We start from the raw sequence: 25,598 nt of genomic DNA, 5'->3' as shown, positions 1-25,598 counted from the left end.
CGTAACGAACATGTTCGTGCACGCATCGTCCAGGCGGTGTGGCCGACTCGATGAGTTCCCATTCCTGTCCCGAACCTCGCCGGCGCTGCCGTCGATCATCCAGCGGGAGCTAGGGCCGGGAGGCAGCGGGCGGGACAGTAAGGCGCGATTGGTGCTCTGCGGGTCGGCGATGTCCGTGATGGGCGGTCTGCTTGCGGGGCAGGCGCCATTGCGCGGAAGGGCCGGTCTCGAACTCGTCATCCACCCCTTTCGCTATAGGGACGCCGCCGAGTTTTGGGGAATCACGGACCCGCGGCTGGCCGTACTCGTGCACACGATTCTCGGTGGGACGCCGGCTTATCGGTACGAGTTCACGCGGGGAGATGTGCCGGCGGGCCTGGCGGATTTCGATGATTGGGTCATCAGGACGGTTCTGAATCCGCAGACTCCGCTCTTCCGCGAGGCGAGATACCTACTGGCGGAGGAATCGGATATCCGGGATCCCGCTTTGTATCACTCGGTGCTGGCCGCCATCGCCAGTGGCAACACCACCAACGGCGGGATCGCCAATTACGTCGGACGCAGGTCCGATCAGATCACTCACCCTCTGAAAGTTCTTGAGGATTGTGCGTTGGTCGCGCGCGAGCCCGACCTGTTCAGGTCCGGGCGGTTCCGTTATCGCATTGTGGAGCCGCTGATCACGTTCTATGAGGCCATCATGCGGCGGCGCTGGCCGGAACTGGAGATTCACCGGGCGGAGAGGGTGTGGGGGTCCGTGCGGCAGACATTCCTCGCTCAGGTCGTGGGTCCGCACTTTAAATCCCTGTGCCGGGACTTCGCGCTGGGCGCGGGGGAAACGCTGTACGGCGGCTTTCCGGCTGAGGTGGGGTCAGGAGTGGTGGGTGATCCCGCGAAGCGGACCCAGATCGAGATCGACGTCGCGGTTCTCGCCGGGCAAGAGCCCGGGCTGCCGCGGAAAATCCTGTCGCTCGGTGAGGTCAAATGGGGTGAGGTGATAAGCCACCATCACCTGGAACGCCTGGCCAGGGCTCGTACACTGCTCGATAAGAAGGGTTATGACACGCGTGACACTGTCCTGGCCTGTTACGGGGGATGTGGTTTCACGGGAGAGTTGACGACGGCTGCCGATGCCGACTCCCGGATCATGCTTGTCGGGCTTGACCGCCTCTACCAAGGCTGATGTCTGCGCTTTGTTCAAGCTTCGGACGCCTATTTCGCGAGGCGGCCCCGATCGTGGCCGACGCGAAATCAGGTCAGCTCAGCCCGTACAGCCGCTTCAGATCCACGAGCACCGTGTCGGGGCGAGAGCCCGCTGCCTCAACGAGGTCGGGAGTGAATCCGGTGGCGGAGAACAGGGCGATGCGAGGGATGCTGTCCAGCAGGAAGCGTTCCATGGTCCGCCACTGGCGGTCCCTGCCCACGATGGCGGCTGGTTTGCGCATGTGTGACTCTCTTGCTGGGCGTGATCCAGAGGGTTAGCGTAAACCAGTTTACGGAGAACAACATAGATCGACTTACTGAAATAAGTGTAAATCAATTTACGCCTCTGGCGCGCGCACAGCCCCGCCGGTCGGAGGGGGCCCTACTTGGCGAGGATCCGTACGTCTCCCGTGCCGCTTCTCGCGACGATGGTCCGGTCGCTCTCCGTGCTCTTGATCTCCGACCGCTCGCGTCCGTCCTGGCTCTTCGTTGTGACCCGGTAGGCCCCGTCGGGTACGGTCGCCGTCACCCAGCCGTCCTTGGACAGGAGGTCCAGGTTGATCGGGGGTGTGGCGAAGGACAGGTCGATGGCGCCGGTGTTCGAGCGGACGCGGACGTTGGGGGATTTGAGGCGTTCGCCGGAGATGGTGGCGTCGTCGCTCAGGAGGCGGAGCTTGCCGGAGGTGTCGTACGCCTTGATCGAGCCGCCGTTCGAGACGTCCACGTCCTGGGTGAGGTTCTGGAGGATGATGCCGTCGTCGTCCCCCTCTACGACGAGGCGCATACCGGGCGGCACCTTGACGTGGTAGCGGGCGCCGCAGTCGCCGAAGACCACCGTGCAGTTGGCGCTCAGGCGGAGGGTGCCGTCCCTCAGAGACCACGACGCGTTGCCCTCGTTGTTCGCCTTGCCGCGGAGCCAGCGTTCCACCTGCACGGTCGCGCCGGTGCTGGGCATGATGCGGAGGCCGCCGAGCGAGGACTTGATGGTGAGCTGGGGGCCGCTGTAGGGGAAGGACTGGACGGTGTGTACCTCTTTGGCGTCCAGTTCTATTGAGCATCCAGTCAGTGCGATTAGTCCGGTCAGCCCTGCCAGCGCTAAGGCGGTCAGGGGGGCCTTGGGTATTGCCGTGATTCGCCTCATGTAGCGATCGTGGCTTGGCGGCCGGGCGTCGCCATCGGCCATTCGACTGATTGGGCATCCGCCGTTCGGCCGCCTTCTGCACATGCTTCGTTAAACGGTGTATCCTTCCATGTCATGATCAAGAGATGCACTCTGGCTCTCGTGGGGCTCGGCCTCGCCGCGGGCTGCGCCGCCGCCCCGCCGGTGGCCCCGGTCGTCGTGAGCGGCGGTAGGACCGACCAGCCCCGGCGGATCCAGACAGTCGTGGCGGACTGCATGAAGCAGCGCGGCTTCAAGTACGTCGCCTGGGTCCCGGAGGTGAAGATCTCCGAGGATGCCGACAGGGCAAATCTGGGCGACTACGAGGCGATGAAGAAGGAGCGTACGGAGCAGGGCTTCGGGGTCTTTGTCGACTTCGTCCACCCCGAGCAGAGGGAGAAGCGTGTTCTTTGGCGCGAGTCGGACAGCCCCAACTTCGCCATCAAAAATCAGCTGTCGCCCGCCCAGCGGGCCGCCTACGGCAAGGCGCTGACCGCGTGCAGATCACAGGGGCTCAAGCAGGTCACCGGCAAGGTCGTCACGTCCGACGAGGATTGGGCCAAGCAGGAGAACGAGCTGATCGCCCAGCGGCTGGACCGCGACCTCAACGTGGACCCCAAGCTCGTCGGGCTGGCCTCGGCCATGGGCGACTGCCTCAAGAGCAAGGGACACCAGGTGGCCTCCCTCAGGCCGGTGGACATGAGCCGGCGGGGCGGCCAGGAGTTCGAGGCCCAGAAGCAGCAGATCGCCCTGAACGATGACATTCCCGATAAGGGGCTGCCCGCCGGGCAGTACTACGAGCCGCGCATTCCGGTGGGCACCGCCCGGCAATACCTGAGCAGGGAGATCAAGGCCGCGCTCGACGACCTGGAGTGCGGCAAGGACTTCTACGCCGCCTACCTGCCCAGGAGCATGGAGATCGTGCGGCGGGTGGAGGGGGAGTTCGGCAGCGGCGGCGACAACAGCTGACGTACCCAAGCCTCCAGGCCCCAAGATCCTGACGGTATAGGCGCTACAAGGCCGCCAAGAGCTTCGTCACATGTGACAGCGGATCCGCGCCGAACGGTCGTACCGCCACCGTCTGGGCGCCCGCCGCCCACATCTGCCGCACCATGTCGGCGGCCTCCGAAGCGGAGCCCCTGGCCATGACGACCTCCTCCGGCCGTACCTTGAGGAAACCGGCCTGTCCCACGGCGACGTCCCAGGTCGCCTCCCGCGCGTCGGGGCCGATGTACAGGTGGATGAAGGTCACCACCTCGTGGTCGGCCGGGGCGCCGATGTGGCTCACGAGGGTGGGGAGCTGTTCGGGGCTGAAGCCCTCCGGGAGGATCGTGCCCTGCGCCACCCGGCCCGACAGGGCGAGGGAGCGGGGGCCGAGGACGCCGGCCAGGACCGGAGGCGGTTCGGCGGGCGGATGGACCAGGGAGACGCCGTCCAGGTGTACGGAGCGGCCGTGCAGGGTCACCGTCTCGCCCCGGAGGAGGCCGCGGACCGAGGTGATCGTCTCCTCCAGGAGCGCCAGAGGTGACGGGGGCGCGACGCCCACCTGGCGCATCCAGTCACGTACGCCGTGACCGATCCCGGCGGCCAGGCGGCCGGGGTGGAGCCGGGCCAGGTTGGCCAGCTCCATGGCCAGGAGCATCGGGTTGCGCAGGGGAGCGGGGGTGATGCCGATGCCCACGCGCAGGCGGGACGTGGCCGCCAGGGCGGTGGCGGCCGAGGAGATGGCGCCGGTCCAGCCCAGGTCCTCCACCACCCACAGGTCGTCGACCGCCGTGCCGTCCAGCTCCTTGGCGAAGGGGATCAGCTCCTCCGGCGGCAGGGCGCGGTCGAACATGACACCAAGTTTCAAGATCTCCTCCAGTAATAGCGGAAAAGCCGGCCGACCTCCGCATAGCCCGCGCGCCGGAACGCGTTGGCCGTGGGGGTGTTGCCCACGTCCGTGGCCGCCACGATGCGTTCGACGCCCGTCTCGGCCAGCGTCGCGGTGCCCTTGGCCAGCAGGTCGTTGACGTAGCCGTGGCCCCGGTGCTCGGGCACCACGCCGATGTAGGCGATGGAATGATCGTCCGGCGCCACCAGTCCCACCGGGTCATCGCCCAGGTAGCCGACGACGAACCAGTCGGGCTTGCCCTTGCGGTTGACCAGGTCGTCGTACATCCACCGGGCCTCGTGCTCGGCACCGGCCGTGGCCAGCTCCACCTGCGTGTCGTAGTCGAGCGACCCTTCCGAGATGCGTACCAGCAGGTCGAGTATGGGGGCGGCGCCGAGGCCGCGGGCGGGGCGGTAGGTCAGCCGGCCCGGATCGACCGGTACGTCACTCCCGGCCGCCCATTCGAGCATGAGCCGCTCGACCTCCATCACGAACCCGGCGCTGAGGAGCGCCTGGTGTTCGACGGCCCGGTCGACGAGCGGGGTGAGGCCGGGTTTGAGGGAGATATCGTGGATGATCTTGTCCAGACCCATCTCCGACAGGCCGCGGCGCAGCAGGCCGGCGGCGCGGTCGGGGTCGGGGCCGGGCTCGAACTGCCAGGTGATCACCGGGTCCGCGCCGCGGTAGGGCGCCCAGAACGCCAGCCGCGCCGGGCCCTCCGTGAAACACCACTCCGGCCGCGTCTTGCCCTCGTCGAAGGCCGTGGCCAGTTGACTGCGGGCAGGCTCGGGGAACTGATCGAACAACGTGCTGGCTCCCTACGAGACCGCTGGAAGATGCGCGCCGAATTTCATGAACCCGAATGTCATGAACATCGTTTAGCACACCTTCCACAAATGCTCGATCTCAGGCCGCCGCCCCGAGCGCCGCCCGCGCCTCCAGCAGCGACGAGCACGTCTCGAAGTGCCGGTCGAGGTTCGTGATCGTCAGCAGATGACTGATCATGCCGGGCGCGAGGACCAGGATGAGCCTGCCGTGCGCGTGCTGCACGTGGTTGTGGGTGGCCACCAGCACACCCAGCCCCACGGAGTCGCAGAAGGGCACGTCGGTCAGATCCAGCACCAGTTTCGGGGGGTCGGCGGAGGCCAGCACCTGGTCGAGCGCGGCTTGGAGGCGCGGGGCGCCGGCCACGTCGAGGTCTCCGACGGCATGCAAGACAGTGAGCGGTTCCTCTCGCCACGACCTGACCACCATGGCTGTCACGTGCCCGAACGGCTGGCGGATATGCCTATTTCTTACATATGTTCTGGGTCGCCGTTTTAGTTACAGGCGTTGTTGTGGGCTTGGCGCTTGGCGTGGTCGAGGTCTTCACTTTACTGATCTTCGGCTGGTCGCTGCCGACGATCACCTCGATGCCGTCCTCGTTCATCTGGACGAGATCGGCGCCGGGGATGGCCGCGGCGACCGTGCGGGCCGAGTCCTCGCGACCGGGCCCATAACGTACGACCGTCTTCTTGTAGTCCTTGCGCTTGGTGTTGCCCGGCGTGCCGGAGACGTTGAACCCGGCGGCGACCAGCGCCGTCTTGGTGCGGGCGCCGAGGCCGGTGATGAGCGTGCCGTTGAGCACCTTGAGCGCGATCCGATCCGGCGGAATGGTGGGCTTGGCAGAGGACGAAGCGGACGAACTGGGAGTGGGGCTGGGCTTGGACAGGTCCTCGTCGGCCTTGATCTTGGCGAACAGGTCACGGGAGGCCTGCTTGTCCCAGAGCACCGCCGACTCCCCGGTCGGCGCCTTGAAGTCCACGTTGGCCAGCGGCACGTCGGCGAACTTCACGTTGTCCAGCGAGACATCCCTGAGCTGGGTGGCCAGCCCGATCAGGTCGTCGTCGGGATCGACCTTGATCGTGCTCAGCGTGGAGTTGACGAACGAGTTGAGCCGGGCCGGGTTCGCCAGTGTGCTGGCGCTGAGCGCGCGGTTCAGCAGCGCCGAGATGACCTGCTGCTGCCGGTCGATGCGGTCGAGGTCGGAGCGGGCGGTGGCGCGGGTGCGGGCGTAGCCGAGCGCCTGGACGCCCTTCAACTCGTGGGTGCCGGCCGCGAGGTCGAGCCCGGCCTTGGGGTCCTTGATGGGCACGGGCGTGCAGACGGTGACGCCGCCGAGGGAGTCGACCACGTTGATGAAGCCGAGGACGTTGACCTCGATGTAGCGGTTGATCCGCAGCCCGGTGGCCTGCTCGACGGTCTGGCGCGCGAGCTTGGGGCCGCCGAACTGGTAGGCCGAGTTGATCTTGTGATCGCCCTTGCCGGGGATGGTCAGCCAGGTGTCGCGCGGCAGGCTCACCACGGTGACCCTGCTGTGGTCCTCCGACAGGTGGATCACCATCATGGTGTCGGTGCGCTGGCCCGATTCGCGGCCCAGCTTGAGCTCGTTCTGCTGCTTGCGGGTGAGGTCGTCGCGCTTGTCGACGCCGACGAGCAGGATGTTCATGGCGCCGCGGGGGGCCGCCTCGGTCACGCCCGCGTCGACCGTGCCGATCCGCGTCGGCGCCGCCCACACCACGCCGGTGCCGGCCAGGACGCCCACGGACAGCACACCCGAGAGGATCAGATTCCGGCGCCGGGCCTTGGCGCTCTTGAGCGGCCTGCGCGTGCGCCTGCCCACGAGCTTGACGCCACCGTAGGCGTCGCCGCCCACGTGTACTCCAGCGTCCTCCTCGCCCGGGTCGCGCATGCCCTGCCCCCCTCGTGCCACCGCGGGATTGCCGTCCTCCCCTGCTCGTACAGTAGCGTGAGCCCCGCCATGAAGCAGTTCCCCGACTCGCCGCACGCGCCAGCGGAGACGCACGGCTGGCCGCCCATCTCCGTCGTCATGCCGGTCCTCAATGAGGAGCGGCATCTACGCGAGGCCGTAGACATGGTCCTCGCCCAGAGCTACCCAGGTGAGATCGAAGTCGTTCTCGCCGTGGGGCCCTCACATGACCGTACCCAAGAGGTCGCCGACGCCATCGCGGCGGCCGACCGGCGGGTGACCGTGGTGCCCAACCCCACAGGTCGCACGCCCAACGCGCTCAACGCCGCCATCGGCGCCTCCCGCAACGGCATCATCGCCAGGGTCGACGGGCACGCCATGCTGCCCTCCGACTACCTGCGCGTCGCCGTGGAGACGCTGAGGGAGACCGGCGCCGACAACGTCGGCGGCGTCATGGCGGCCGAGGGCATCACGCCGTTCGAGAAGGCCGTCGCGTGCGCGATGACCTCCAAGATCGGCGTGGGCGCGGCCGCCTTCCATGTGGGCGGCACGGCGGGCCCCGCCGACACCGTCTACCTGGGGGTGTTCAGGCGCGCGGCGCTCGACCGGGTCGGCGGCTACGACGAGCACTTCCAGCGGGCCCAGGACTGGGAGATGAACCACCGCATCCGCCAGACCGGCGGGCTGGTCTGGTTCCAGCCGCGCATGCGGGTCTCCTACCGCCCCCGTCCCAATGTGAAGGCGCTGGCCAAGCAGTACTTCCACTACGGGCGCTGGCGCCGGGTGGTTTCGCGCACCCACGAGGGCACGATCAACCTGCGCTACCTGGCGCCCCCCGCCGCGGTGCTGGCGATCCTGCTCGGCCTGCTCGTCTCGCCGTTCTTCCCCCTCGCGCTGATCGCGCCCGGCGGCTACGCCGTCGCGATCGTGGCCGGGTCCGTCCTGACCGGCAGCGGGCTGCCGGGGGCGGTGAAGGCCAGACTGCCGATCGTGTACGCCGCCATGCACATGTCCTGGGGCTGGGGCTTCCTCACGAGCCCGCGCAGACTCGCTCGACCGCCGCGCTGAACCTGGTCATCCCCTCCGGAAACTCCGGCCTGAGCGGGTCAGGCGTCGTTCAGGCGCACGTCTATCACTTGCCCGGTCAGGTCGGAGATGAGCACGTCCAGCGAGGTCTGGGCGACCGCGCGCGGTGAGAGCAGGGTGTGCGGAGGCTCTTCGCCGAACGCGCGCTCGCGCGTGGGTGTGCCGGTGCGCTCGGGGTTGACGCAGTTGACCCGGATGCCCTCGGGGGCCCATTCGTCGGCGAGCGCCTGCGTGAGGTTGACGACGGCGGCCTTCGTCGAGGAGTAGAGGCTGTAGTCGGCCCGGCCCCTGGTGTAACTGGAAGAGGCGTAGAGCAGCAGGCGGCCCGCGCTCTCGCGCAGGTACGGGTAGGCGGCGCGGGCCACGTTGACCGGGCCCAGGTAGTTGACGCCCACCGTCTCGGCGATGGTCTCGTCGGTGACCTCGGCGAGTTTGCCCATGTGCAGCACGTCCGCGGTGTTGACCACGTAGTCGATCCGGCCCACCTGTGCCAGCGCCTTGGCCACCTGGTCGTAGTCCTCCACCCGCACGCCGTTCTGGGTACGCGAGAAGGAGTGCACGCGGGCGCCGTGGCCGGTGGCCAGCTCGACGACGTCGGCGCCGATGCCGTAGCCGCCGCCGAAGACCACCATGGTCCGGCCGTCGAGCGCCTCCCGGTAGTCCCTCGGGTCGGGAACGGGCGCGCTGGTGGCGGCCAGTTGGAGGAGCTTGTCGGCGATGTACACGTCGACCGGATGGGTGATCTTCATGTTGCTCTCGTTGCCCGGCACGATGTGGATCGGGATGTCGGGCAGGTAGCGCAGCAGCACGCCGCAGTCGTCGGTGGCCGGCCGCCGGTCGAAGTCGGGGTCGGCGAAGGCCCGCTCGTACGCCTCGCGGATCAGCGACAGGCGGAAGCACTGCGGCGTCTGGACGCGCCGCAGCCGGGATCGGTCGGGAACGTCGTGGATGGTCTCGCCATGAGGCCCAGGGGCGGCCACCACGACGGTGTCGGAGCTCGGGATCGCCACGCCCACGGCCGAATGCGTCTGCAGGGCCCTGACACACTCCGTGATGATCCGGGGCTCCAGGAGGGGCCGTACAGCGTCGTGCAGAAGCACGTTGCACTCCCTCGGGCCCAGGGCCTTGAGCGCGCGCCACGTGCTCTCAGGGCGGCTCGCACCGCCCTCGACGATCTGACTGACCTTGTCGAAACCGCCCCTTTCCACGATCTCCTTGACCGTGTCGGCGAAGCCCGGAGCCATCAGCACCACGACCTCGTCGATGTCGGGCGAGCCGTTGAACAGGGCGAGCGTGTGCTCCAGGATCGTCCTACCGGCGATCTTGATGAGCTGCTTGGGGGTGTTGAGGCCGACACGCTGACCCACGCCACCTGCCAGGACCACCCCTACGGAGCGCAGCCGAGATTCCATAGGGGGAGCGTAACGGTCCGGTTCCGTGATATCGCGTTGCCCTGTCGCTACGCTGTGTCCACGCACTCCCTCGCGACCGGGAGGAGACCTGCGCCGTGACCGATTCACTGATCCGCGAGAGTACGACCACCTCGGTGGTGCTGCTCGCCACGACGCCCGCCTGCAGACTGTCCTGTGCCGACGGCACGCTGCTCGACCGGCTCAACGGCCAGCTGGCCGAGCTGTCCGTCCTCGACGTCCAGGTGGTGTCGCCGAATGACGGGCTCGGCGGCCTCAGCACCGACCTGCGCGGCGTGGCCAAGCTCGCGCGCGCCGCGCCGGGGACGCTGGCCGTGCTGCCCGCCGACCTCGTCACCCACACCGAGGCACTCTCGCTGCTCCTGGAGCATCCCAAGCGCGACACGAGCGCCCTGGTCTCCTACGACGCCACGGCCGCGCCGATGCGGCCGCCGGTGCGGGTCGAGGGCGGCAAGATCGTCGCGGCCGGCAGCTCCTTCCACCTCGTGCCCGAGGCCAACGCCACCTTCCGCGGCGTGCTCCAGGCCGGTCAGGCCGACCTGATCGCGCTGGCCGACGTCGCCGAGGAGCTGGCCGACCTGGCCGAGACCGGCAAGCTCGGCCCGGTCACCACCGTCGAGGCGGTCGACCTGCTGCTGGTGGGCCTGGTCAGATCGGGGGTGAAGGTACGCGCCGCCGGGATCGGGCAGCTGCACTGCGACCGGGTGACCGGCCAGGTCTCGGCGGACACCGCGGTCAGCAGGCTCGCCGACGTCGACGAGTCCCAGGTACGCCTCGACACGTCGGTCAAGGCGGACGACGGCTTCGTCAGCACCTACCTCGTCTCGTCCTGGACTCGCCATCTCATCCGCCCCGCCGCCCGGCTGAAGCTCACGCCGAACGCCGTCACCGGCATCTCGATCGGCCTGGCCGTGCTGTCGGCGGTCTGGTTCGGGGCGGGCAACCGCGGGGCGCAGCTCGCCGGGGCCGGGCTGCTCTACCTGTCGTTCGCCTGCGACTGCCTCGACGGCCAGCTGGCCCGCTACACCCGCGCCTTCACGCCGCTGGGCGCGTGGCTCGACAGCATGGCCGACCGGCTGAAGGAGTATGTCGTCTATGTGGGGCTCGCCTTCGGCTACGCCGCCGGGCTGCCGCTGAGCGAGGGCGGCCCTGACGGCATCTGGTATCTCGCCGTCGCCGCGATGATCCTGCAGACGGTACGGCATTCGATCAACTACTCCTTCGCGGGCGGGGTGGCCGACGCGAACCGGGCCGGCGCCCTGGGTGCCAAGCCGGTGAGCTCGCTGCTCAACTCGGCCGAGGGAGAGCATCACGGCGTACCCAAGCCGGGAGTCCTCCGCCTGGCACACCGCATGGAGCGAGAGAAGGTCCTCCGGTGGATGAAGAAAGCGATCGTGTTGCCGATCGGGGAGCGGATGGCGCTGATCGCGATCACCGCCGGCGTGTACAACGCCCGGGTCACCTTCGTCGCGCTCCTCGGCTGGGGCGGCGTGGCGACCGTCTACCTGCTCCTCGGCCGGATCGCGAGGTCCGCGCGATGACCTCGGTGCAGATGACACCCGTGCCGAGCAGCAACGTCGTGGCCTACCGCGACGACGGGCCGCTGTCGCGCGGCATGGGCGCGCTCGTGTCCGGGCAGCTCCCGCCGCTGCCCCCGCTGATCGCCGGGGCGTTCGTGATCGGCGTGCTGCTGCTGATCGGCGTGGCGGGGTCCGACGGGCTGGCGGTCTTCGCGCCGGCCGTGACGCTGCTGCTGGCCGGGCCGGGCAGCTCCCATCCGCATGACGGCCGCATCGACTGGCTGGTGCCGCCGATCCTGCGGTTGATCGAATACACCTTCATCGCGGCCTGCGGCTTCGCCCACGACGTGCCACCGGTGCTGATCTTCGTGCTGCTCGGCGCGCTGGCCTTCCACCACTACGACCTGATCTATCGCCTGCGCCAGCGCGCCTATCCGCCGCCGTGGCTGAGCACGTACGGGCTGGGCTGGGAGGGGCGGATGATCGTGATCTCACTGGCGGCGATCGTGGGCGTGGTGACCGGCGGGTTCGTGCTGCTCGCCGCGTATCTGTGGGTTCTGTTCGGGTGGGAGAGCCTCACCTGCTGGCTCGCCACCTCTCCCTCGGGGGTGGCCGCGACCGCTACGGAAACGCGAGACTAACGGTCGATTACCCGGTGAGGGCCAAAAGCCAACTAACCTTTGGGTCCTACGGAGTAGATGCTCGACTGAGGAGTGCACGTTGCTGGGAATGGTGCTGGCCGCTGGAGCCGGACGACGCCTGCGACCGTACACCGACACGCTGCCGAAGGCATTGGTGCCGGTCGACGGTGAGACCACGATCATGGACATCTCGCTGCGCAACCTCGCCGAGGTGGACCTGCGCGAGGTCGTGATCGTCGTCGGTTACGCGGCGCAGGCCGTACACGAGCGGAAGGACGAGCTGGAGAAGCGGCACGGCGTCAAGCTCACCCTTGTGCACAACGACAAGGCCGAGGAGTGGAACAACGCCTACTCCCTGTGGTGCGCGCGCGATTACTTCGCGCAGGGCGCGCTGCTGGTCAACGGCGACACCGTGCACCCCGTCTCGGTCGAGAAGACGCTGCTGTCGGCGCCCGAGACCAGCGACATCCTGCTCGCGGTCGACAACGTGAAGCGGCTGGCCGACGAGGAGATGAAGGTCACCCTCGACGGCGACGACCTCAAGCGGATCACCAAGCTGATGGACCCGGCCACCGCCTACGGCGAGTACATCGGCGCCACGCTCATCCGCCCCGGCGCCGCCGAGCGCCTGGCCGACGCGCTGCAGGCCACCTTCGAGCGCGATCCGCAGCTCTACTACGAGGACGGCTACCAGGAGATGGTGGCGCGCGGCGAGCGGATCCACGTCGCGCCCATCGGAGAGGTCGACTGGGTCGAGGTGGACAACCACGACGACCTGGCCAAGGCTCGTACCATAGCCGTTCGCTACTGAGGAGGCGGGCATGCCGCTTCTAGCGCGGATGCTGCCCGCGCCCCTGGCCATCATGGTCAGGCGGGGCGCGGTGGCGGAGCTCGGCGCATTACTGGCCGACACCCGGGTGGCGACCTCCGGCCGGGTCGCCGTCGCCGTGGGCCCCGGTCAGGGCGACCACATCGAGGGCCTGATCGCGCCCACGCTCGGCGAGGCCGAGGTGTTCAGGGTGTCCGACGGCTCGGTCGACGCGGCCGTCTCGCTCGGCGCCGACCTGCGCAAGGGCGCCTACGAGGTGGTCGTCGGCGTCGGCGGCGGCAGGACCATCGACGCGACCAAATACGCCGCCTCGCTGGCGGGCATCCCGATGGTCGCCGTGGCCACGAACCTCTCCCACGACGGCATCTGCTCGCCCACGGCCTCGCTGGTGTACGAGGGCGGCAAGGGCACGTTCGGCGTGCCGATGCCGCTGGCGGTCCTGGTCGACCTCGACTTCGTGCACAGCGCTCCCGAGTCGCTGGTCCGCTCGGGGGTCGGCGACGTGGTCAGCAACCTGTCGGCCATCGACGACTGGCAGCTCGGCAACGTGGAGCGCGGCGAGCCCATCGACGGGCTGGCCTGCTCGATGGCCCGCATGGCGGCCGAGGCGCTGGTCGGCCGGACCGACTCCATCGAGTCCGATGCCTTCCTGACGGTTCTGGCCGAATCGCTGATTCTGTCGGGCATGTCGATGGTCATCGCCGGGTCGTCTCGGCCCGCGAGTGGTGGAGACCATGAGATCCTTCATGCCGTGGATCAGCTCTTCCCCGGCACCTCCAATCACGGCGAGCTCGCCGGGATCGGTGCCGCCTTCTGCTTCTTCCTCAGGGAGGACGCCGCCCGGCTCAAGCAGGTCACTGACTGCCTGCGACAGCATGAGCTGCCCGTCGTCCCGGCCGACATCGGCCTGAGCGGCGAGCAGTTCGCCGAGGCCGTCACGCTGGCACCTGCCACCCGTCCCGGCCGCTACACGATCCTGGAGCACCTGCGCATGTCGGAGTCCGAGGTCCGCGATCGGGTGGGGGACTATGTCCGGGCCTTCGGTCGCTGAGATCCGGCGGGTCGCCCAGCCCGCCGGACACCTCGAGCGCAGAAACGGTGAGCATTGGGCCGGCGTGCTCTACATGCGCCGGCTGTCCATCTACGTCACCTGGCTGACGGCCAAGACCTCCATCACGCCCAACCAGCTCACCTGGGTGATGACGCTGGCCGGGATCGTGGCCGGGGTCGTACTGGCTCTGCCGGGGCTGTGGGCCGCCGTGGGCGCCGCTCTGCTCGTACAGGTCTATCTGCTGCTGGACTGCTCCGACGGTGAGCTGGCCCGCTGGACGGGCCGCACCTCGCTGGTCGGCGTCTACCTCGACCGCGTCGGCGCCTACTTCACCGAGGCCGCGCTGCTGATCGGGCTGGGCTGGCGGACGTCGGCCGTGCTGCCCGACTGGTACACCGTGCTCGGCGTCGCCGCCGCGCTCGGCGCGATCCTCATCAAGGCCGAGACCGACCTCGTGGACGTGGCCAGAGCCAAGGGGGGTCTGCCGACCGCCACCGAGGCGTCCGCGGGGGAGTTGCGGTCCGGGCTGCTGGGCCTGGCCCGGCGGGTGGTGGGGGCGACGAAGTTCCACCGGATCGTGCAGCCGATCGAGCTGTCCATGCTCGCGGTCGTAGCCGCGGTGATCGACGCCGTCGCGGGCGATCTACTCGCCTCGCGCGTTTTGCTCATCGCCTGTTTCGTGGCCGCGGTCCTGCAGACCGTCCTGCACCTGGTCAGCATCCTGGCATCGAGGCGGCTTGCGTGAGCACACATCGGAACCGGCGAGGCCCCTCGCTCGTCGTATTGATCGGACGTCCGCAGTTTGGCGGGGGTTCACCTTCGGTTCCGATACGCTTGGCTCCACCAATATCAGGAAATATGCATACCAGCAGACTCGGTGATCATGAAAGAATGCTCCGCCCGTGTTCTCGACGCGTCAGGACGATGACCCGTTGAAGATATCGTGCGTCATCCTCACCATGGGCAACCGGGTCGCGGAGCTGAACCGGGCGGTCGAGTCCGCGCTGCACCAGATCGACGGCGACGTCGAGGTGGTGATCGTGGGCAACGGCGCCGACGTGCCCGAGGTGTCGGCGACGCCACCCGTGGGCTCGTCCGCGACCGTGAAGACGGTCCGGCTCGAACGCAACACCGGCATCCCGGCCGGCCGCAACCGCGGCGTCGAGGAGTGCTCCGGTGATGTCGTGCTGTTCCTCGACGACGACGGCTGGTACGCCAACCAGAAGGTCGTCTCCCACGTCCGTGACCGCTTCGCCACCGAGCCCGACCTCGCGGTCATCTCCTTCCGGGTGATGGACCCCGAAGGCGGCATCGGCCAGCGGCGCCACGTCCCGCGCCTGCGCGCGGGCGACCCCGAACGATCCTCGCCGGTCACCACCTTCCTCGGGGGCGCCTCGGCGATCCGCCGCTCGGCCTTCCTCCAGGTGGGCGGCCTGCCGGAGCAGTTCTTCTACGCTCACGAGGAGACCGACCTGGCCTGGCGGCTGCTGGGTGAGGGCTACCGGATCGAGTACGACGCCGAGACGGTCATGTACCACCCGCAGGTCCCGCCGACGCGCCACGCCGAGTTCTATCGGCTCAACGCGCGCAACCGGGTCTGGCTGGCGCGGCGCAACCTGCCGTGGCCGCTGGCGGCGCTCTACCTGCTCGACTGGGTGGTGCTGACGCTGATCAGGGAGCGCCGATCCGGGGTGGCGATCAAGGCGTGGTTCACCGGGTTCTTCGAGGGACTGCGGACACCGGCCGGCGAGCGCCGCCCGATGGCCTGGCGTACCGCGTGGCGCATGGTGAAGCTGGGCCGCCCGCCGATCGTCTGAGGACCGGTCAGTCCTCAGACATCTGATGACTGTTGATAGCCTGCGTAGATGGATCCTGTTGCCGGTGGGCCCGTTCTGCGTGCCGTCGAGGTTGATGTGGTGCGTGATGGCACCTCCCTGTTGCGCTCGATCTCTCTGACGGTCGGGCCGGGCGAGCATTGGGCCCTGCTGGGGCCCAATGGGGCCGGGAAGAGTACGCTGCTCGACCTCCTGGGGGCGGTGAAGCACCCCACGCGAGGTGTTGTCGAGGTCCTGGGGCATCGGCTCGGCCGGGTCGACATGCGCGAGCTCCGCTCCTTCCTGGGACACGTCAATCCACGCCATTCGCTGGAGTCCAATCTCAGGGTGCGCGACCTCGTGCTGACCGGGGCCACCAACACCATCGAGCTCGTCCCTCGCTGGCAGCCCACCGCCGAGCAGGAGGAGCAGGCCCTGCGGCTGATCGGGATGATGGGGATGGCGCGCAAGGCCGAGGCACACTGGCCGTACCTGTCCCAGGGCGAGCGGGGCCGGGCGCTGATCGCGCGCGCTCTCATGCCCAGGCCGCGGCTGCTGCTGCTCGACGAGCCCGCCACGGGGCTGGACCTGGCCGCCCGAGAGCAACTGCTCGCCAGCCTTGACGTGCTGCGCCGGGAGCACCCGGCGCTGGCCACCGTACTGGTGACCCACCATCTGGAGGAGTTGCCCGCCAGCACCACCCACGCGCTGCTGCTGCGGGAGGGCGAGTGCATGGCGTCGGGGCCGGTGGACGAGGTGCTGACCACCGACCTGGTGAGCAAGTGCTTCGACCACCCGGTGCGGATCAGCCGCGTCGACGGACGGTGGAGCGCCCGGGCCTAGATGGCCATCGCGTCGCCGAAGGTCATGGCGGCGTGGGCGACCGTGGTGGTGAGCAGGGGGCGCTTCGGCAGGCCGAGCTCGCTCAGCTCCTTGGCGATCGGGTGGTTGCCCAGGCGGATCAGCGCGCCGCCGGGCCGTACGCGGACGCCCCGGGCCGTCACCGACCACGGGACGCGCCGCGTCACGCCCTCCCGATGCGTGAAGGCGTCCAGCGGCACCAGCGCGCCCGCGCCCGGCGCGGGCAGGCCCGGTCTGAGCAGCAGGTCGAGCACCAGCCGCCCGTCCCTGCGCAGGACGCAGCGTTTGTACGCCGAGTCGAGCCGCAGGTCGATGTCGGCCAGCTCCTTCGGAAAGCCCCAGATGCGGCGGCCCGCGTCCAAGGTGAACTCCTGATCGACCGGTAGCCAGTGGATGAACACCCCGGCCCGCCGCAGATCGCCCAGCCCGACCGATTGCGCCACGCCCGGCGGACGCACCAGGAACGCCACGCCGACCTCGTGGTAGGCGTCCAGATCGCTCTCCCGGTAATCGACGAACACCAGCACGCAGATGGCCTTGCCCGGGAACACCTCGGCCACGTCCAGCCCCGAGTAGGCGATCACCGCCCTGGCGGCGTCGGCCCGTACGGGATACATGACGCTGCAGACCGTGGCGTCTCTCACCTGGACGGGCATGCTCACCGTGCGGCCCTGGATCAGATGCGAAGACATGAGTCCAGTACATCAACCGGAAAGCCGTGTGACCATTCCTGCCCCGATCGCGTCTGCTCTGTTGTGACAATCGCAAGAACGCGGAGGGCATCATCATCGAGGAGCTGTACCGAGAGCACTGGGCGCTCGTGTGCGGGTTCCTGTTACGCCGCACCCGTGACCCCCACCTCGCGGAAGACCTGGCCCAGGAGACATTCGTCAAGGCGACCCGGGCGCTGCTCGGCTGGCGCGGCGAGAACGCGGCCGCCTGGCTGCTCACCATCGCCCGCAACGTCCTGGTCGACCATGTCCGGCGCCACCGCCGCGAGCTGGCCCTGCCCGACCCCGACGAGCTCGGCGTGCCCGCGCTGCACGCCGAGTCGCTGGCCGTGCGCGACGCCCTGGAGAGGCTGCCCGAGCAGCACCGCAGGCTCCTCGCGCTGGTCTACTTCGAGGGCTTCTCGCTGGTCGAGGTGGCCGCGATGACCGGCAAGAAGCACGCCACGATCAAGACCGCCGTGTGGCGGGCCAGAGCCGCCTTCGCCGATATCTACGGAGTTCCCCATGACTGACGAAGATCTGCTGCCCATGCCCGACTTCGACCGGAAGGCGACCCGCCGGGCCGTGCGGCGGGGCCTCACGCGTACGGCCACGATGGTCCTGGCGGCGCTGGTCGTGCTCGTCCTGGGGGCGACGGTCGGCTCCAGCCTGATCCAGCGGCGCGGCGACCGGGAAATGCGCATGACGGACGTGCTCGGCACCGCCTTCAAGATCTACAACCCCGGCTATGACATCGAAGTCCGGGAAACGGGCGCCACCACGCCGCTGTCGATGTCGTTCACCGTTTCCGTCAACCCGGTGCGGGCCACCGGCGGGTTCGTCGCCGGCTACGGAGGCGCGGAGCACATCATCACCCAGGACTTCTTCGGCCACGTGGGCAGGCTGCCGCTCGGCAACGGCGCCAACACCACCCTCAGCAGAGCCCTGGCCAACGTGAGCACCGGTAGCCAGCGCAAGGACGACAGCCGCAAGGTCCTCGCCAGGCTGCCCGAGCGGCTCAATGCGCTGGCCGTGATCGAATTCGCCAAGCCACTTACCGCCGATGAACTCAGCGCCTTCACCGCCAGATACCGGGGCTCCGTCGACAAGGTGGTGTATGAGCGGCGCCCCAGTTCGATTCCCATCACGTGGGGCGGGATGACGACGTGGGACAGAGCCCCGATGCCCGAACTGACGACCAAGAAGGATCACCAGATCCTGCCCGACGAGGCGATCAAGATGGACCTCGCGAATTTCCGCCGCTGGGTGGGCATCCTCAAGGACTACGACGACGACAACCTGCACGACTTCGACCTGAGCCTGGCCCGCCTCCGCAAAGCCGCGAACGACGGTCTGGCCTACGCCTATGTGGACTCGCTGGCCACGATCGGCGAGCTGCGGAAGATCATCGAGGACCCGCTGGTCCAGACGATCCGCCTGGCGGACGTCACCTACGACCTCGAACGGCCCTAGACGGAGGCAGCGCGTTCCAGCCGGATGTCTTCGCCACACCCCAATGTATGCAGTGATAACAATGTGAACGTCGCTCACTCAGGGCTAGGCTGAAGAGCATGAAGACCCGGCCTTACCACCACGGAGACCTCCGCGCCGCACTGCTGACCCGCGCCGAGCAGACGCTGCGTGCGAAGGGGCCGGGGGCGCTGTCACTACGCGAGCTGGCCCGTGAGGCCGGGGTCAGTCCGGCCGCGCCGAGCCGCCATTTCACCAGCAAGCAGGCCCTGCTGGACGCGCTGGCGATGGAGGGGCACGAGCGGCTGGCGACCGCGATGACCGGGGCACTGGAACGGGCCGACGACTCCTTCGCCGACCGGCTGGCCGCCATCGCGGGCGCCTACGTGGGCTTCGCCACCGCCAACGCGGCCCTCCTCGACCTGATGTACTCCGTCAAGCACGACACCGCCGCCTCCGAGCAGCTGATCGCGGCCAAGCAGCGCCTGGAGACCCTGACCATGGAGTTGATCGAGCACGGACAGCGCCGGGGCGAGGTCCGCGCGGGGCCGGTGGATCGCGTCAGCCTGCCGGTCATCGCCACGCTGCAGGGCTTCGGCACGGTGGCGGTGAGCGGCGCGATTCCGGCCGAGCAGATCGAGCGGAGCCTGGGCGACACGATCGCGTTCATCCTGCGCGGCAACGCGCCATCAGCAGTCGACGCGCCGAGTGGTTCCGCCGCAGAGTGATCAGACAGCAGACCGGTCTCGGCCGGGGTCAGACGGTCAGGAGCACCTTGATGGCGCGTCGCTCGTCCATCGCCTTGTAGGCGTCGGCGGCCTCTTCCAGGGGCAGCTGGAGGTCGAAGACCTTGCCGGGGTCGATCTTCCGGTCCCAGATCAGCTGGATCAGCTCGGGCAGGAACCGGTGCACCGGGGCCGGTCCACCGAGCAGGTGCACCTGGGCGAAGAACAGGTCCTCCCCGAGGAGGGTGACGTCGTGGTTGACGCCCACGAAGCAGACGTGACCACCCGGGCGGGCGGAGCCGATGGCCTGCCGCATCGATTCCTGGGTGCCGACCGCCTCGACGACCGAGTGCGCGCCCAGCCCGCCGGTCAGTTCCTTGATCTTCGCCACGCCCTCGTCACCGCGCTCGGTGACGAGGTCAGTGGCGCCGAACTCGATGGCCAGCTTCTGGCGCGCCTCGTGGCGGCTCATGGCGATGATCCGCTCGGCGCCCAGCTGCTTGGCCGCCAGCACGGCCAGCAGGCCGACCGCGCCGTCGCCGACGACCGCGACCGTCTTGCCGGGGCCGGCCTCGGCTCCCACCGCCCCGAACCAGCCGGTGCCCAGGACGTCGGAGGCGGCCAGCAGGCTGGGGATCAGGTCGGGTCCGGGGGTGCCGGGAGTGGCCACCAGGGTGCCGTCGGCCCAGGGGATCCTGGCGCGCTCGGACTGAGTGCCGACCTGGCCGACGAACACCCGGTGGACGCAGGAAGAGGGGTAGCCCGAGCGGCAGATCTCGCAGGTGCCGTCGGCGGCGACGAACGTGCCCACGACGAACTGGCCGGGCTTGACGGTCTTGACCTCGCTGCCGACCTGTTCGACCACGCCGACGTACTCGTGGCCCATCGGCTGCTCGTGGACCTCCTCGACGCCGCGATAGGGCCACAGGTCCGACCCGCACACGCAGGTCGCCGTGACGCGGATGATCGCGTCGGTCGGCTCGATGATCCGCGGGTCGTCCAGGTCCTGCACTCGAACGTCGCCGGGAGCGTGCATCACCACACCACGCATAACCTTCACTCCTTCAGATTCTCTTTTCGCAGATTGCTCTTTTCGCAGATGCTCTGTCCGCACGGCCAACCCGCCCCTGGGGCGGGCGCGGCTCGAAACGGCCGGCCTCCCGCAGGTGGGGACGGCTCGAAACGGTCGGCCCCCTGCGGGCGGGCGCGGCTCGAAGCCGTCGCGAGCCTGGCCGGGCCCTCCGTTTCAGGCATTAGCCACTACCCATCAAAAGCGCTGGTCAGGCGGGGTGGAAGGCACTGGCTAAAGGTGTAATGACAGGGCACCCCTCCCTGGGGGAAGGCCGCCTAACCTGGAAAAGTGGACAACCGCAGCGAGATCCGTGAGTTCCTGACCTCCCGCCGGGCCAGGATCAGCCCGCAGCAGGCCGGGCTGCCGTCCTCCGGCAGGCGGCGGGTGCCCGGCCTGCGCCGCGCCGAGGTCGCCCAGCTGGCCGGGGTGAGCGTGGAGTACTACTCCCGCCTGGAACGCGGCGATCTGTCCGGGGTCTCCGGCAGTGTCCTGGACGCCCTGGCCCGCGCCCTGCGATTCAACGACGAAGAACGCACCCACCTGGAGGACCTGGCCCGCACCGCCGGACCCGGCCCGCGCCGCCGGCGCCGCCCCGCCCCGCACACCGTGCGGCCCAATGTGCAGCGGCTGCTGGACGCCATGACCGAGGCACCGGCCTTCGTCATGAACGGCCGTGGCGACGTCCTGGCCACCAACCTGCTCGGCCGCGCCCTGTACGCCCCCATGATCGAAGCCGCCCGCGGCGCCACCCCCAACCACGCCCGGTTCATCTTCCTCGACGCCCGATCCCACCAGTTCTGGGGTGACTGGGAACGCGCCGCCAACGACACCGTCGCCCTCCTGCACACCCAGGCCGGCCGCGACCCCTACGACAAGACCCTCACCGATCTCATCGGCGAGCTGTCCACCCGCAGCAACGACTTCCGCGCCCGCTGGGCCCACCACGACGTCCGCCAGCACCACAAGGGCGCCAAACCCTTCCACCACCCCGTCGTGGGCGACCTCCATCTCACCTACGAATCCCTCGCGCTGGCCGCCGACGACCTCACCCTGGTGGCCTACGGCACCGAACCCGGCAGCGACTCCGAGGACAAGCTCCGCCTGCTGGCCAGCTGGGCCGCAACCCACATGTTCGTGCCCGGCGTCGCGGCGCCACCGGCCTGACCGTCACCCCCGGTCAGCCCCCAAGCCTGGCGTGACGCGGCGGTTGAAGAGCTCACGGGCCGGGGCCCGACCAGCCGGGAACTGTCATCCCGGCCTGCCTCCTAGACGGCCAGGGAGTGGGCGGGCACGCTGACCCCGGCCCACCTCTCCATCCTGGCCACGAACTCCGCCGCGTGATCGGGCCAGTGGTGCCGCAGGCGGGCCTCCGCGTGGCCGCGCGCCCCCAGCGCCGCCCGCCGCGCGGGGTCCTCCTTGAGATCGAGTACGGCGTGTATGAGCGCGTCCACGTCGAGCGGCACCACGAGCCCGCACCCGACGCGCTCGGCCATCGAGCCATGCGGCGTGGTGATCACCGGGAGCCCCCGGCCCATGTAGTCGAGGATCTTGGTCGGCGTCCTCGGACCGGTTTCCTCCGACAGGGCTAGGCCGGCCAGGGCGCCCTCGGCCATGCGCAGGGCATGGCGGTTCGGGACGTACCCGAACCAGTCGAGCAGCCCGACCCGCTGCGCGTCCCGCAGCAGCGGCCGGATCTCACGGTCACTGGCGCCGATCAGGTCCATCCGGATGCCGTGCGGGACGAGTCGCTCGGCCAGCCCGATGAGCTCGGAGACGCCGCGCTCGGCGGACAGGCGCCCGATGTGCACCACCCTGGTGTCACCGGGAGGTGGAGGCTCCGCCGACACCAGGGTGGCTTCCGGCACCACGGCGGAGGTGATCACGTGGTGACGCCTCTCGGCCCGGGCCATCTGCCTGGCGGTGACCTGCTCCCGTACATCCCAGACAATGGGCGGGTGGTGGAAGGGCAGGGCGTGCAGCAGCCGGTGGTCGTGCACCATCAGCAGGTCGGCGCGCTTGAGGCCGCGCCGGAGCGCTGCCCGCGCCCGGCCGTAGCCGGCATTGCGCGGCACGTCGATCGCGGTGACGCCCATCGCGGGCGTCACGTTGTAATAGGTGAAGGGCGCGACGTAGGTCACCTCGTGGCCCGCGTCGAGCAGCGCCCGGATCTGCCTGTGCATGATCCGGGCGTCCTCGGGATGGTGGACGGTGGTGGCGACGCAAACCCGCATGCGGACGATGCTGCGCGGTCACCCGGTCAACGGCGTAAATGCAGGGGGAATTGCCGCTTAACTTCCTGAAGGGCGGCGGTATAGCCAGGTTAGGCGGGGTTCGAGAACCCACTTGAACACGGTGCGCGTCTCGGGGAGGCACAACACGATGGCCAGGGCGAAGCAGCTCGCACTGATCGCCAGCACCCCGAGCGGGCCGTGCAGCCAGGGCAGCTCCAGCCATCCCTGGTCCTTGGCGATGAGGACGGGGATGCCGTGGAGCAGGTAGCAGTAGAGGGTGCGGGTGCCGAGATCGGTGAACCACGTCTCACGCCTGGGCACCAGCGACAGGACGGCATAGCTCATGGCCAGCCCGCAGATCAGCAGCCCGGCGCGTACGCCGAGGCCCATCCACCAGGACAGGTCCATGTCCTGGAAGCTGTGCTTGTAGTAGAAGGGCTTGAGCGGCGCCTTGGGCGCGATGAAGATCGACACCGCGGCGGCGCCGAGCACCACGAACACCGAGACGATCTTGATCCACCGGCGGTCGAGCAGCTCGAAGTGCTCGGGCTGCATCACGAGCCCGATGACGAAGAACGGCATCAGGCCGAAGAACCGGTCCATGCTGAAGTCACCGGAGATCTGCGAGAACCCGGCGAACAGGTAGATCGCGATCGCCACCGGGATCGGGTGCTTCATCCGCTTCCACACGGGTGTGGACAGTCGCCAGAACAGCAGCGCCAGCAGATACCAGTTGATCCACGCGGGGTCGATGATCGTGAGGCTCCACTTCTGCCCCAGACCAAGCCGGACCAGCGCGTAGCCGACCTCCACGATCACGTACGGCACGACGAACGTGTCGACCAGTTTGTTGGTCTTCGCGTTGGAGTTCCAGAAATTTCTGGACAGGTAGCCACTGATGAGCACGAACAGCGGCATGTGGAAGGTGTAGATGAAGATGTAGAGCGACCTGGCGGAGTCGGTGTTGAGCGTCGGCACCAGCGAGTGGCCGACGATCACGAACGCGATCAGGACGAACTTGACGTTGTCCAGATAAGGGTCGCGCTTCCGTCTGGGTGCCTCGGGCTCGGGTGACGGCTCCGGCTCGGGCTCCTTTTGCCCCGCCTCGGGCGGGGTGGTGCCGTGCGGATCCGTCTTCTCACTCCAGAAAGCCTCCTCCGGCAGCGGCCACTGAGCTCCTGTGCTCGCGGGACCGGTGGCCTCATCGGCGTCACCGGGGCCCTGGGGAGTCGTGGTCGGTGGGGAGTGCTTCGTGTCAGACACTACGGAGTCGCTCAGCTTCACTCGGGGTCGGGGGAACGCGACAGGCAGCACGCGGCACGCGTCCTTGATCGCGTGGGGCGAACCCGCGTCGCCGACCGCAACACATTATCCCGGCCGCGAGGCTCCTGTCTCACTAGCGGTGCGAGAACACCCGGTTACACAGGGAACTTGGAGGTCAGGTACAGACGTTCTTCTGCTTGTCCGCGGAGATCGTGCTGTTGGTGACGCTGTCGGGGAGTTTGGTGACCTTGACCGACTTGAAGTCCTCGCCGATGATCAGCTGGATCACGGGCGGGTTCGCCGTGGCCGGGGTCGACGAGGGCACGGGCACCGGAGGGGTGTAGACGTCGGTGGTGGTCGGCTTGAGCTTGCCCGCCGTCGGGGCCGGCTTGGGCTGCATCGCCTTGATCAGCACGTCGCTGTACGCGGTGCCGTCGGCCGCCTTCTTGGCGTAGCGGACCTGGGTGTTGGCCTGACTCTTGCCGTCGGCGGCCAGGTAGTTGCCCACACCCGTGACCTTGAAGCCCTCCTTGCTCAGCAGGTCGGCGACCTCGCGGGCCTTGCCCTGCGTCGTCGTGCCGTTGAGCACCTGGACCTGGACCTGCTCCGGCTTGACGTTGATCTTGGGCTTGGTGGTGCTGGTCGTCGCCGCGGCCTCGGGCAGCTCGACGTCGCTCTTGATCGCGTTGAACAGGTCGTTGGCGTCGGGCTGCTTCCAGACCACCCGGTTCTTGTCCTCGGGGTCCGGCTGCCACGGGATCGTGGTGAACTTGACCCCGCCCGCCGTCATCTTCTGCGCGCTCTTGGCGATGTCGATGAGCTGAGCGGTGTCGTTGGCCAGCTCCGGGTCCATCGTCACCGACTTGGCCGTGGCCTTGATGAAGCTCGTGAGCTTGCCGATGTCGGTGAGGAGCTGGCTGCTGGTGGCCTTCTGCACGACCTTGCTCAGGAAGATCTGCTGACGCTTGATCCGCTGGATGTCGCTGCCGTCACCGTAGTGGCGCAGCCGGACGTAGCCCAGCGCCTGCTCGCCGTTCAGCAGGCTCTTGCCCGGGGGCAGCTTCAGGTGGGAGTTCTTGTCGTCGACGCCGTTCTGGAGGCAGATCTCGATGCCGTCGAGGGCGTCGACGATGGCCTTGAAGCCGCTGAAATCGACCTCGACGTAGTGGTCGATGCGGATGCCGGTGAGGGTCTCCAGCGTGGACATCGTGCAGGCGACCCCGCCCGAGCTGTACGCCGAGTTGATCATGTCGCGGCGGGACGGCATCTCTTGCTTCGTGGTGTCGTTCTTGCACCTGGGGATCTGCACCATCGAGTCACGCGGGAAGCTGATGAGCCGCGCCTGGTCCCGGTTGGGCGAGATGTGCATCAGGATGATCGTGTCCGTGCGCTTGCCGCCGGCGTCGGCCGTCCTGGCGAGCTTCTGGCCGTATTTCGCGTTGCCCTTGCCCGCACGGGTGTCGGAGCCGACCAGCAGCACGTTGAGCGCGCCGGTGTCCGGAGGCCGGGGGGTGAGGATGTCTTCCTTGAAGCCCTTCTGGTTGATGTTGCTGAAGGCGTCGCGGTAGAGCGTGTATCCGGTCAGCGCGCCGGCGACCATGAGCGAGGTGGTCGCGATGCTGATCCAGGCCAGCACGCGCATCTTGTTGCCGCCGCCGTTACCGCCGCCGCGGTGGCCGCGGGGCGGCAAATCCTCGGGTGGCGGCGGAGGAGGGTTCGACGCCGCCGCCCGGCGCGACATCCGGCTGCCGGGCTGTGTAGAGGCGACCCTGCGGTCCTCCACGGACACGCTCCAATGGTCACTCATGCGCCCCCTCGCCCAGTCCGGTCGGCTCGGTCGTTCTGCGCCACGAGACTAGGTCACGGACGGCGTGCCCGCAGCCATGACCAAGAGAATCGACCGTGACTCAGGCG

At 68.7% G+C, this 25,598-nt stretch carries 26 protein-coding genes; 14 read left to right on the top strand and 12 right to left on the bottom strand.

Going from position 1 to position 25,598, the window contains the following annotated elements:
* Positions 1-10 precede the first annotated feature (10 nt).
* Positions 11-1,180, top strand: coding sequence for an ATP-binding protein (locus ACGFJ2_RS39730; RefSeq protein WP_393477385.1), 1,170 nt, complete (start codon positions 11-13; stop codon positions 1,178-1,180).
* Between the two features lie 73 nt (positions 1,181-1,253).
* Here ACGFJ2_RS39730 and ACGFJ2_RS39725 read toward each other — a convergent pair whose 3' ends face one another.
* Together ACGFJ2_RS39725 and ACGFJ2_RS39720 are read right to left on the bottom strand one after the other, a co-directional pair.
* Complete coding sequence (locus tag ACGFJ2_RS39725; protein ID WP_393477382.1) at positions 1,254-1,442, bottom strand: hypothetical protein; 189 nt, start codon at positions 1,440-1,442, stop codon at positions 1,254-1,256.
* 140 nt (positions 1,443-1,582) lie between these two features.
* On the bottom strand, positions 1,583-2,341 hold the full coding sequence (locus ACGFJ2_RS39720) for a hypothetical protein (protein ID WP_393477380.1): 759 nt from the start codon (positions 2,339-2,341) through the stop codon (positions 1,583-1,585).
* Between the two features lie 114 nt (positions 2,342-2,455).
* On the opposite strand from ACGFJ2_RS39720, the gene ACGFJ2_RS39715 reads away from it, so the two are divergent.
* On the top strand, positions 2,456-3,328 hold the full coding sequence (locus tag ACGFJ2_RS39715) for a hypothetical protein (RefSeq protein WP_357948934.1): 873 nt from the start codon (positions 2,456-2,458) through the stop codon (positions 3,326-3,328).
* 43 nt (positions 3,329-3,371) lie between these two features.
* Here the strand turns inward: ACGFJ2_RS39715 and ACGFJ2_RS39710 are convergent, their stop codons facing one another.
* The 4 genes from ACGFJ2_RS39710 to ACGFJ2_RS39695 form a co-directional block, all read right to left on the bottom strand.
* Entirely contained in the window at positions 3,372-4,211 is an 840-nt protein-coding gene (locus ACGFJ2_RS39710; RefSeq protein ID WP_357948937.1) for an LLM class flavin-dependent oxidoreductase, read from the bottom strand.
* A complete protein-coding gene (locus ACGFJ2_RS39705; protein ID WP_393477376.1) occupies positions 4,208-5,038 on the bottom strand; it encodes a GNAT family N-acetyltransferase in 831 nt (276 codons plus the stop codon). The genes ACGFJ2_RS39710 and ACGFJ2_RS39705 overlap by 4 nt, the downstream gene beginning before the upstream one ends.
* Before the next feature lie 100 nt (positions 5,039-5,138).
* Positions 5,139-5,486: an STAS domain-containing protein gene (locus tag ACGFJ2_RS39700; RefSeq protein ID WP_357949488.1), complete on the bottom strand. Its 348-nt coding sequence runs from the start codon at positions 5,484-5,486 to the stop codon at positions 5,139-5,141.
* 34 nt (positions 5,487-5,520) lie between these two features.
* Positions 5,521-6,963 carry an LCP family protein gene (locus ACGFJ2_RS39695; protein WP_393477373.1) on the bottom strand — a complete coding sequence of 481 codons (1,443 nt, stop codon included), beginning with the start codon at positions 6,961-6,963 and terminating at the stop codon, positions 5,521-5,523.
* 69 nt (positions 6,964-7,032) lie between these two features.
* Here ACGFJ2_RS39695 and ACGFJ2_RS39690 point away from each other — a divergent pair, with 69 nt between their 5' ends.
* Positions 7,033-8,049 carry a glycosyltransferase family 2 protein gene (locus ACGFJ2_RS39690; protein ID WP_358179791.1) on the top strand — a complete coding sequence of 339 codons (1,017 nt, stop codon included), beginning with the start codon at positions 7,033-7,035 and terminating at the stop codon, positions 8,047-8,049.
* Between the two features lie 38 nt (positions 8,050-8,087).
* On the opposite strand, the gene ACGFJ2_RS39685 is transcribed toward ACGFJ2_RS39690, so the two are convergent.
* Entirely contained in the window at positions 8,088-9,479 is a 1,392-nt protein-coding gene (locus ACGFJ2_RS39685) for an SDR family NAD(P)-dependent oxidoreductase (protein ID WP_393477368.1), read from the bottom strand.
* Positions 9,480-9,574: 95 nt separating this feature from the next.
* Here ACGFJ2_RS39685 and ACGFJ2_RS39680 point away from each other — a divergent pair, with 95 nt between their 5' ends.
* The 7 genes from ACGFJ2_RS39680 (at position 9,575) to ACGFJ2_RS39650 (ending at position 16,195) form a co-directional block, all read left to right on the top strand.
* The gene (locus ACGFJ2_RS39680; protein WP_393477366.1) at positions 9,575-11,038 is read left to right on the top strand and encodes a CDP-alcohol phosphatidyltransferase family protein; all 1,464 of its coding nucleotides are present in this window, start codon (positions 9,575-9,577) and stop codon (positions 11,036-11,038) included.
* Positions 11,035-11,658: a DUF5941 domain-containing protein gene (locus ACGFJ2_RS39675; protein WP_357948956.1), complete on the top strand. Its 624-nt coding sequence runs from the start codon at positions 11,035-11,037 to the stop codon at positions 11,656-11,658. Before ACGFJ2_RS39680 ends, ACGFJ2_RS39675 begins: the two co-directional genes overlap by 4 nt.
* A 79-nt stretch (positions 11,659-11,737) precedes the next feature.
* The gene (locus tag ACGFJ2_RS39670; protein WP_357647960.1) at positions 11,738-12,469 is read left to right on the top strand and encodes a phosphocholine cytidylyltransferase family protein; all 732 of its coding nucleotides are present in this window, start codon (positions 11,738-11,740) and stop codon (positions 12,467-12,469) included.
* A gap of 28 nt (positions 12,470-12,497) precedes the next feature.
* Positions 12,498-13,538, top strand: coding sequence for an iron-containing alcohol dehydrogenase family protein (locus ACGFJ2_RS39665; RefSeq protein ID WP_357949491.1), 1,041 nt, complete (start codon positions 12,498-12,500; stop codon positions 13,536-13,538).
* Positions 13,516-14,283, top strand: a complete 768-nt coding sequence (locus ACGFJ2_RS39660; RefSeq protein ID WP_357948958.1) for a CDP-alcohol phosphatidyltransferase family protein — start codon at positions 13,516-13,518, stop codon at positions 14,281-14,283. Before ACGFJ2_RS39665 ends, ACGFJ2_RS39660 begins: the two co-directional genes overlap by 23 nt.
* A 187-nt stretch (positions 14,284-14,470) precedes the next feature.
* Entirely contained in the window at positions 14,471-15,355 is an 885-nt protein-coding gene (locus ACGFJ2_RS39655; RefSeq protein ID WP_357949492.1) for a glycosyltransferase, read from the top strand.
* A gap of 48 nt (positions 15,356-15,403) precedes the next feature.
* Positions 15,404-16,195 (top strand): ATP-binding cassette domain-containing protein, encoded by a 792-nt coding sequence (locus tag ACGFJ2_RS39650; RefSeq protein ID WP_357948960.1) that lies wholly within the window; start codon positions 15,404-15,406, stop codon positions 16,193-16,195.
* Here the strand turns inward: ACGFJ2_RS39650 and ACGFJ2_RS39645 are convergent.
* On the bottom strand, positions 16,192-16,905 hold the full coding sequence (locus ACGFJ2_RS39645; protein ID WP_357948963.1) for an acetoacetate decarboxylase family protein: 714 nt from the start codon (positions 16,903-16,905) through the stop codon (positions 16,192-16,194). The genes ACGFJ2_RS39650 and ACGFJ2_RS39645 overlap by 4 nt on opposite strands.
* A gap of 38 nt (positions 16,906-16,943) precedes the next feature.
* Between ACGFJ2_RS39645 and ACGFJ2_RS39640 the strand changes: the two genes are divergently transcribed.
* From ACGFJ2_RS39640 to ACGFJ2_RS39630, 3 genes are all read left to right on the top strand, one after another.
* Positions 16,944-17,456 carry an RNA polymerase sigma factor gene (locus ACGFJ2_RS39640; protein ID WP_363993200.1) on the top strand — a complete coding sequence of 171 codons (513 nt, stop codon included), beginning with the start codon at positions 16,944-16,946 and terminating at the stop codon, positions 17,454-17,456.
* Complete coding sequence (locus ACGFJ2_RS39635) at positions 17,449-18,396, top strand: hypothetical protein (protein ID WP_393477360.1); 948 nt, start codon at positions 17,449-17,451, stop codon at positions 18,394-18,396. Before ACGFJ2_RS39640 ends, ACGFJ2_RS39635 begins: the two co-directional genes overlap by 8 nt.
* A gap of 98 nt (positions 18,397-18,494) precedes the next feature.
* The gene (locus tag ACGFJ2_RS39630) at positions 18,495-19,121 is read left to right on the top strand and encodes a TetR/AcrR family transcriptional regulator (RefSeq protein WP_393477358.1); all 627 of its coding nucleotides are present in this window, start codon (positions 18,495-18,497) and stop codon (positions 19,119-19,121) included.
* Between the two features lie 28 nt (positions 19,122-19,149).
* Here ACGFJ2_RS39630 and ACGFJ2_RS39625 read toward each other — a convergent pair whose 3' ends face one another.
* Complete coding sequence (locus ACGFJ2_RS39625) at positions 19,150-20,169, bottom strand: zinc-dependent alcohol dehydrogenase family protein (RefSeq protein WP_393477355.1); 1,020 nt, start codon at positions 20,167-20,169, stop codon at positions 19,150-19,152.
* Positions 20,170-20,478: 309 nt separating this feature from the next.
* On the opposite strand from ACGFJ2_RS39625, the gene ACGFJ2_RS39620 reads away from it, so the two are divergent.
* Positions 20,479-21,354 (top strand): helix-turn-helix transcriptional regulator, encoded by an 876-nt coding sequence (locus tag ACGFJ2_RS39620; protein ID WP_393477352.1) that lies wholly within the window; start codon positions 20,479-20,481, stop codon positions 21,352-21,354.
* 101 nt (positions 21,355-21,455) lie between these two features.
* On the opposite strand, the gene ACGFJ2_RS39615 is transcribed toward ACGFJ2_RS39620, so the two are convergent.
* The 3 genes from ACGFJ2_RS39615 to ACGFJ2_RS39605 all read right to left on the bottom strand — a co-directional run bounded on the left by ACGFJ2_RS39615 (position 21,456) and on the right by ACGFJ2_RS39605 (position 25,473).
* The gene (locus ACGFJ2_RS39615) at positions 21,456-22,421 is read right to left on the bottom strand and encodes a glycosyltransferase (RefSeq protein WP_393477350.1); all 966 of its coding nucleotides are present in this window, start codon (positions 22,419-22,421) and stop codon (positions 21,456-21,458) included.
* A gap of 57 nt (positions 22,422-22,478) precedes the next feature.
* Entirely contained in the window at positions 22,479-23,684 is a 1,206-nt protein-coding gene (locus ACGFJ2_RS39610; RefSeq protein ID WP_357948981.1) for an acyltransferase family protein, read from the bottom strand.
* A 175-nt stretch (positions 23,685-23,859) separates the two neighbouring features.
* Positions 23,860-25,473 (bottom strand): LCP family protein, encoded by a 1,614-nt coding sequence (locus ACGFJ2_RS39605; protein ID WP_393477347.1) that lies wholly within the window; start codon positions 25,471-25,473, stop codon positions 23,860-23,862.
* Positions 25,474-25,598 lie beyond the last annotated feature (125 nt).

It is taken from the genome of Nonomuraea sp. NPDC049028 (assembly GCF_043197735.1).
Classification (GTDB): Bacteria; Actinomycetota; Actinomycetes; order Streptosporangiales; family Streptosporangiaceae; genus Nonomuraea.
This window is presented reverse-complemented; position numbering and strand designations above follow the sequence as displayed.